This window comes from Lutibacter sp., from assembly GCF_041596795.1.
Classification (GTDB): domain Bacteria; phylum Bacteroidota; class Bacteroidia; order Flavobacteriales; family Flavobacteriaceae; genus Lutibacter.
In genome coordinates this window covers 1-7373 of record NZ_JBFHHX010000147.1, presented here as the reverse complement: position 1 = coordinate 7373, position 7373 = coordinate 1, and the positions used below count along the sequence as shown (strand labels likewise).

At 29.2% G+C, this 7373-nt stretch carries 8 protein-coding genes and 1 rRNA gene; 3 read left to right on the top strand and 6 right to left on the bottom strand.

The features are described 5' to 3' along the window. Positions 1–647 (top strand): bifunctional 5,10-methylenetetrahydrofolate dehydrogenase/5,10-methenyltetrahydrofolate cyclohydrolase (locus ABY298_RS13585; protein ID WP_372746600.1); only part of this gene is annotated, 647 nt, incomplete at its 5' end. A gap of 52 nt (positions 648–699) precedes the next feature. On the opposite strand, the gene ABY298_RS13580 is transcribed toward ABY298_RS13585, so the two are convergent. Continuing rightward, entirely contained in the window at positions 700–1062 is a 363-nt protein-coding gene (locus ABY298_RS13580; RefSeq protein WP_372746599.1) for a cupin domain-containing protein, read from the bottom strand. A gap of 137 nt (positions 1063–1199) precedes the next feature. Here ABY298_RS13580 and ABY298_RS13575 point away from each other — a divergent pair, with 137 nt between their 5' ends. Further along, positions 1200–2558 carry an MBL fold metallo-hydrolase RNA specificity domain-containing protein gene (locus ABY298_RS13575; RefSeq protein ID WP_372746598.1) on the top strand — a complete coding sequence of 453 codons (1359 nt, stop codon included), beginning with the start codon at positions 1200–1202 and terminating at the stop codon, positions 2556–2558. Here the strand turns inward: ABY298_RS13575 and ABY298_RS13570 are convergent. Together ABY298_RS13570 and ABY298_RS13565 are read right to left on the bottom strand one after the other, a co-directional pair. Beyond that, positions 2555–3130: a hypothetical protein gene (locus ABY298_RS13570; protein ID WP_372746597.1), complete on the bottom strand. Its 576-nt coding sequence runs from the start codon at positions 3128–3130 to the stop codon at positions 2555–2557. The genes ABY298_RS13575 and ABY298_RS13570 overlap by 4 nt on opposite strands. A gap of 70 nt (positions 3131–3200) precedes the next feature. After that, positions 3201–4718 (bottom strand): helicase HerA-like domain-containing protein, encoded by a 1518-nt coding sequence (locus ABY298_RS13565; RefSeq protein ID WP_372746596.1) that lies wholly within the window; start codon positions 4716–4718, stop codon positions 3201–3203. Positions 4719–4825: 107 nt separating this feature from the next. Between ABY298_RS13565 and ABY298_RS13560 the strand changes: the two genes are divergently transcribed. Beyond that, complete coding sequence (locus tag ABY298_RS13560) at positions 4826–5458, top strand: 7-carboxy-7-deazaguanine synthase QueE (RefSeq protein ID WP_372746595.1); 633 nt, start codon at positions 4826–4828, stop codon at positions 5456–5458. Here ABY298_RS13560 and cmk read toward each other — a convergent pair. The 3 genes from cmk to rrf form a co-directional block, all read right to left on the bottom strand. Next, the gene (cmk, locus tag ABY298_RS13555) at positions 5455–6147 is read right to left on the bottom strand and encodes a (d)CMP kinase (protein ID WP_372746594.1); all 693 of its coding nucleotides are present in this window, start codon (positions 6145–6147) and stop codon (positions 5455–5457) included. The two genes, ABY298_RS13560 and cmk, sit on opposite strands and share 4 nt — an antisense overlap. Positions 6148–6151: 4 nt before the next feature. Then, on the bottom strand, positions 6152–7162 hold the full coding sequence (porQ, locus tag ABY298_RS13550; RefSeq protein ID WP_372746593.1) for a type IX secretion system protein PorQ: 1011 nt from the start codon (positions 7160–7162) through the stop codon (positions 6152–6154). Positions 7163–7274: 112 nt separating this feature from the next. Next, positions 7275–7373: ribosomal RNA gene (gene rrf, locus ABY298_RS13545) — 5S ribosomal RNA — on the bottom strand; the annotation flags it as partial.

Below are 7373 nucleotides of genomic sequence, written 5' to 3'. Positions count from 1 at the left end.
TGTTACAGGAAATTGAAAAGTTAAATACTAATAATGCTATTGATGGTTTTATAGTGCAATTACCTTTACCTAAACATATTGATGAACAAAAAGTGTTAATGGCTGTAAATCCAGATAAAGATGTGGATGGATTTCATCCTACAAACGTTGGAAAAATGACTTTAGATTTACCTTCGTTTTTACCTGCAACTCCTTTCGGAATTTTAGAATTATTAGAACGATATAATGTAGAAACTTCTGGTAAACATGTTGTTGTAATTGGAAGAAGTCATATTGTTGGAAGACCAATGAGTATTTTAATGAGTCAAAAACGCAAAGCAGGAGATGCCACTGTAACTGTTGCCCATAGCCGAACTAAAAATTTAAAAGAATTAACTTTACAAGCCGATATTATTGTGGCAGCATTAGGAATTCCAGAATTTTTAACTGGTGATATGGTAAAAGATGGAGTAACCATTATTGATGTTGGAATAACAAGAATTGAAGATACTACAAAAAAAACAGGTTACAGATTAGCAGGTGATGTGCACTTTGATAGTGTAGCACCTAAATCAGCTTTTATTACTCCAGTTCCTGGAGGTGTTGGACCAATGACAATTGCTATGCTTATGAAAAACACCTTGTTAGCGTGCAAAAATAAAGGTTAATTAAATAAAAACAACTATTTAAAGGCTTCAACAAAAAATGTTGAAGCTTTTTTTATTCCTCTTCCCTATTTACCAAATCCATAGAAAATGCTGGTAAGCAAATAGCTAAATATTCACATTCTTTAGCAAATGGGTTAGAATATTGTACGCGAGCACCTTTTTCAATTTTTATTGATTGTCCTTGTTCTAAAACAACAACTTCTCCTTCGATAATAAATTGCTTTTTGCCTTTAATTATGTATGTATACTCATCAAACTCAGGAGTTTGAAAAGGCTCACTCCAATTTGGGGGAGCAACCATATGTGCTATACTTAATTCCGATTTTATTGTTGCATTTCCAAAGTGTTCTTCAATTAATTTTCCATCATTTGTTGGAACAACAAAAGGCGAGGTTTGAATTTTATATTTTTTCATCAATAATATATTTTCTCAAATTTATTAATTAATTTCTAAAAACATTCCGTAAACAAAACAATAATTGGCAATTCATATTTCATTAAAAAATTGTAACTTAGAGTAATAAATCAATATTAATATTAAATCTCTAAACTATGAAACTAACTTTTTTAGGTGGAGCAGGAACTGTTACCGGTTCAAAAATAGTATTAGAAGTTGATTATAAAAAAATTATGATTGACTGTGGATTGTTTCAAGGATTAAAAGAATTACGTCTTAAAAATTGGGAATCACTATCCATAAAACCTTCAGATATAGATTTTGTAATTTTAACACATGCGCATTTAGATCATTCTGGTTACTTACCTGTTTTAGTTAGAGATGGATTTAAAGGAACTATTTTTTGTACTAAAGCAACAAGAGATTTAACAAGTATTATTTTATTAGATAGCGGAAAAATTCAAGAAGAAGATGCTCGCCGTGCAAATGAACACGAATATACCAAACATAAACCTGCTAAACCGTTATATACCGTTGATGATGCTAAAATAGCTATTAACCACCTAAAACCAATTGATTTTGAACAATGGCATCAATTAGATGAAAATATTAAATTTAAATTTTCAAATAGTGGTCATATATTAGGCAGCGCGTTTGTAACATTAAATGTTAATGGAAAAATATTTGTGTTTTCTGGGGATATTGGCAGAAAAAAACCGATTCTTTTACCTCAATATTGTTATTTAGATTATGCCGATTATTTGGTTGTAGAATCTACTTACGGAAATAGAATTCATGAATCAGTTTCTATAGAAAATGATTTGTTAGATTATATAGAGTTAACGTATTTAAAAAAAGGAATATTAGTAATTCCTTCCTTTTCTGTTGAAAGAGCTCAAGAGATAATCTACTTATTAAGTAAATTAAAAAGAAAAAAATTATTGCCAAATATCCCAATTTATTTAGATAGTCCAATGGGAGTAAATGCTACTGAAGTATATTTAAAACATAGGGAGGATCATTTACTAACCGAAGAAGATATTAATAGCATGCTCTCTACAGTACATTTAATTAGTGAAATAGAAGAATCTAAACAAATTGTGCAAGATACATCTCCTAAAATTGTAATTGCGGGTAGCGGAATGATTACCGGAGGAAGAGTTTTACATTATTTAGACAAGCTAATTTCTGATAAAAAAAATAGTGTGCTAATTGTTGGGTTTCAAGCCGAAGGTACAAGAGGACGATCCTTACTTTCTGGAGATAAAGAAATAAAGTTTTTTGGTGAATACCATCAAATAAAAGCTGATATTTTTAAAATTAATGCTTTTTCTGGTCATGCAGATCAAAGTGAATTATTAGATTGGTTAACTCATTTTAAAAAACCACCTCTATTAACCTTTATAAATCACGGAGAACAACACCAAAGCCAAGCATTTAAAACAAAACTAAAAACAACTTTAAATTGGAATTGCACTGTGGCTAAACAAAATAATGAATATTATTTAGATTAATTAAACCAAATAGTAAAATATTTTACTTTGGCATTGTCTGGTATTTGTTCTAATTGAATAGGTTCTCTGCTAAAAGCATTTAATCCTAAATCCTTTTTATCAATAGCAATAGTGGCGTTTAATTCATCTATAAATAATGTTGCTGAAGTTAAGGTATTTTCAACTTTATTAATTCTATAATTTTCATTAATTTCTTTAAACGTTGATTTTAAGGATATGCCTTTTTCTGTTTTATAATTTGAATTAAAAATTTGAACGCTTTTAATTTTTGATGTTGGATCGTTTAATTTTTCAGGAGCAATTTCCAATAATTTATCACCTTTTTTAGAGTAAATTATGTATTCGTCATCTTCATTGGAAAAAACACTTTGTGAATTCTCAGAAATGGAATCATATAAATTTGAAACAACTGAATCATTTTTAAAAATAATAGATAAATCACTTATAGTAATTTCATTGGTTAAAGGTCCTACTTTATCCTTTTCAATTATAAAATTATTTTTTTGAGAACATTGAATAAATACTATTGAAAATACAAGAATTAGAATTAAATACTTTTTATTAATTAACATTGATTAGTTGTTTTTTATTGATCTATTTTTTTAACGTTTATTTTCAAAAAATATTTAAACAAAAAGAAAATTAAATCACTCTTTTTAAAATCCCCAAAACTCCTCTAATAAAGGTAGCGCTTGTAACAACTTTTAATATAGGATTCATTCGTGTACTTTTTCGTCTTGATGATGAAGATGTTGATGTTTTTTCAGCTTCCTTTTTTCGCTCTTCAACATTTTCCTTTTCATTTATTTTTTCAATTTTTTCAGTTAAAATTTCAAAGGCACTTTCTCTATCAATTGTTTCATTGTATTTATAATAAAGCTTTGAATTTTTTATAACATCTTTTAACTCTTCATCTGTTAAAATATCCATTCTACTCATAGGAGCTCTTAACATTGTACATGCTAAAGGTGTTGGAATACCTTTTTCATTTAAGGCAGAAACAAATGCTTCTCCAATTCCCATTTTTGTTAACACTTCGTCAACATCATAAAATTCTGAAATTGGATAGTTTTCAGCAGCTAATTTAATAGCCTTTCTATCTTTTGCGGTAAAAGCTCTTAATGCATGTTGCACTTTTAACCCTAATTGACCTAAAACATCATCTGGCACATCATTTGGATTTTGAGTTACAAAAAACAACCCAATTCCTTTAGATCTAATTAGTTTAACAATACTTTCAATTTGAGATAATAATGCTTTTGAAGCTTCTTTAAAAATAAGATGTGCTTCATCAATAAAAATAACTAATTCAGGTTTTCCACTATCTCCTTGCTCAGGGAACGTTGCATATATCTCAGCTAATAATTGCAGCATAAAGGTTGAAAACAATTGAGGCTTATCTTGTATATCTGTCAATCTTAAAATTGAAATTATTCCATTACCATTTTCATCTTTTCTAACTAAGTCTTGCACATCAAACGATCTTTCTCCAAAAAATAAATCGCCACCTTGCTGATCAATTTCTATAATTTTTCTTAAAATTGCTCCTGTACTGGCAGTAGAAATTAATCCATATTCACTTTGTATCTCCTCTTTACCTTCTTCGGTAGCAAATTGTAATACTTTTCTAAAATCATTTAAATCTAATAACGGTAATTTGTTATCGTCGCAATACTTAAAAATTATAGAAACTATACCACTTTGTGCTTCAGATAAATCTAATATTCTCGATAATAAAACAGGCCCAAATTCAGTTACCGTTGCTCTTAATCTAACACCATCTTGTTCAGAAATAGTTAACAATTCAACAGGAAATTTCTTAGCTTCAAAAGGTAATCCTATTGCTGCATGACGCTCATCAATCTTCGGATGCCCAGCACTTGGCTGAGCCAAACCACTTAAATCACCTTTAATATCCATTAACAAACTAGGAATTCCTTTCTCCGATAAATTTTCGGCCATTACTTGCAGGGTTTTTGTTTTCCCTGTTCCGGTTGCTCCAGCAATTAAACCATGTCTATTTAAAGTCTTCAAAGGAACTTTTACAAAGGCATCTTTTATAGTTTCACCATCGCACATTCCCGAACCTAAAACAATATAATCTCCTTTTGTTTGGTATCCTGTAGTTATTTGATTAAAAAAAGCTTCTTTCCTATTCATTATAATATATTTTTGATAAAAATAACATTAAATTATCAAATTAAAAATTACATCACATATTATAATGTAATTATTTATTTTTAATCCTAAGTATGTATATTTGCAGCATGATAAACAACCAAAATAAAGAACTTATAAATTCAGGAAAAATGCTTCCTTTAATGGAAGAATTTTACACAATTCAAGGAGAAGGATTTTACACAGGAAAAGCGGCTTATTTTATAAGAATTGGAGGTTGTGACGTAGGATGCCATTGGTGTGATGTAAAAGAAAGTTGGAATGCAAAATTACATCCACCTACAAATACAGATATTATTGTAGAAAACGCCACTAATTTGGCAAATACAGTGGTTATTACAGGAGGAGAACCATTAATGTGGAATTTAGATTATTTAACGCAATCGCTTCAAAATAACAATCTTAAAACACATATTGAAACTTCTGGCGCTTATCCTTTAAGTGGAAAATGGGATTGGATTTGTTTATCTCCTAAAAAAACTAAATTACCATTAAAACCAATTTATTTAGAAGCTAATGAGCTTAAAATGATTATTTTTAATAAAAATGATTTTAAATTTGCTGAAGAACAAGCTTCTAAAGTTAATGAAAAATGTGAATTGTTTTTGCAGCCTGAATGGAGTAACCGTGAAAAAATGATTCCGTTAATTGTAGATTATGTTATGAAAAATCCTAAGTGGAAAATTTCATTACAAACACATAAATATTTAAACATTCCTTAATTAGCATTTAATTTGGATTGAACTATAGCATAAATTTTTTCAAATTGCTCCTCCAAAGATAAATTTGAATTATCTATTTCTATAGCATCATCAGCCTTTATCAAAGGAGAGTCTTCTCTGGTTGAATCAATTCTATCACGTTCTACAACATTATTATAAATTGCTTCAAATGTAACCTTATCCCCTCGTTTAATTAATTCATCAAATCTTCTTTTTGCCCTAATTTCAGCAGACGCGGTAATAAATAATTTTAATTCAGCATTTGGAAATACAACAGTACCAATATCTCTCCCATCCATAACAACACCTTTATCTTTACCCATTTCTTGTTGTTGCTCAACTAATTTTCTTCTAACTTCAGGTATTTCAGCAATTTTACTAACAAAATTAGATACTTCTAATGTTCTAATTTTTTTTTCAACATTAACTCCATTTAAATAAATTTCGGCGTATCCTAAATCGTCCCTATATTTAAAACGTAACTCAATATTAACTAAATCCTCAACTAATTTTTCTTTTAAAAAATAGTTTTTAGATATATATTCTAGTTGCATAGCATATAACGTAACAGCTCTATACATAGAACCCGAATCAACATAAACATAATGTAATTTATTTGCTAATTGTTTAGCTATAGTACTTTTTCCGGTTGATGAAAAACCATCAATTGCAATTGTAATTTTACTCAAAATTTTAATTTAAATTAACTAGTAAACTAAATGTACTAGAATTAGAAGCCGGATGAAATTTAGAAAATGCATAGTTAAATTTCAATTTATTAATTTTAATCCCAAAACCAGCCGTAAAACCTGCAAACGTTCTTTTATCTGTCAAAAATAATTCTTTTGAACGTCTTATGTTATAGCCAAATCTTAAATTAAATCCTTTCTCCGGAAATAACTCTGCTCCAAACGAAAGATGTCTAAAAGCATTATTTAAAAAAGATATCTCTTCTTCAGTAGTTTCCCCATCTATATTTGTTGTAGCATTTGACGGATTACTTACAGAAATATCCCATTGTTGTAAATTATCTAAAGTAACATGCCATGTAATAGGAACGTTTTCTAATTTATAAGATGCTCCCAAATCCACCTCTAGCGGTAAATCCTCTTTAGTATCATCATACGCTTTTATTTGAACTCCAAAATTTCTCACCACTAATGTTATTGCATAAGGCTTATTCTCATTAAAATACAATAAACCTAAATCTGCACCAATACCATAAGACGAATAATTCTCAATAACTGAATTAATAAATTTTATATTACCTCCTAAATGAAAATCACTACCCTTAAAATTATACGCATACCCTAAAGAGAAAGAAAGATCATAGGCCTTAAAACTTCCAGTTTCATTACCTTCCTCGTCGGCACTAATAAAACTTCCATAATTTAAATAGGAAATATTAGAATGAACAACACCTACATTTCTATTTATTAAATGACCATAAGAAGCTGACACTAAAGCTATATCACTTAAATAATTTAAATAATTAAGTGAAAACTGGTTCTCTAAACCTTGATTTATAACAGATGGATTCCAAGTCGGTTGATTAACATCATCAATTAAAGTTATCGCCTTACCTCCTAACGCTGCTTGTCGGGACGAACCAGTTAAATTTAAAAAGGTATAAATATTTTCACCCCCAACTTGAGCATACACTCCAGAAGAAATCAGTACAATAAAAATGAGTATATTTTTCATATTTCAGAATACAAATAAACTAAATTTTGATGAAATACCTATTACATCGTTAAGAAATAATCAACCTATTACAAAAAAAAACCTTCAACAAAAAAGTTGAAGGTTTTCAAAAGAAAGGCGGTGACATACTCTCCCACCATAGTGGCAGTACCATCTGCGCTGATAGGCTTAACTTCTCTGTTCGGTATGGGAAGAGGTGAGCCCTATCGCT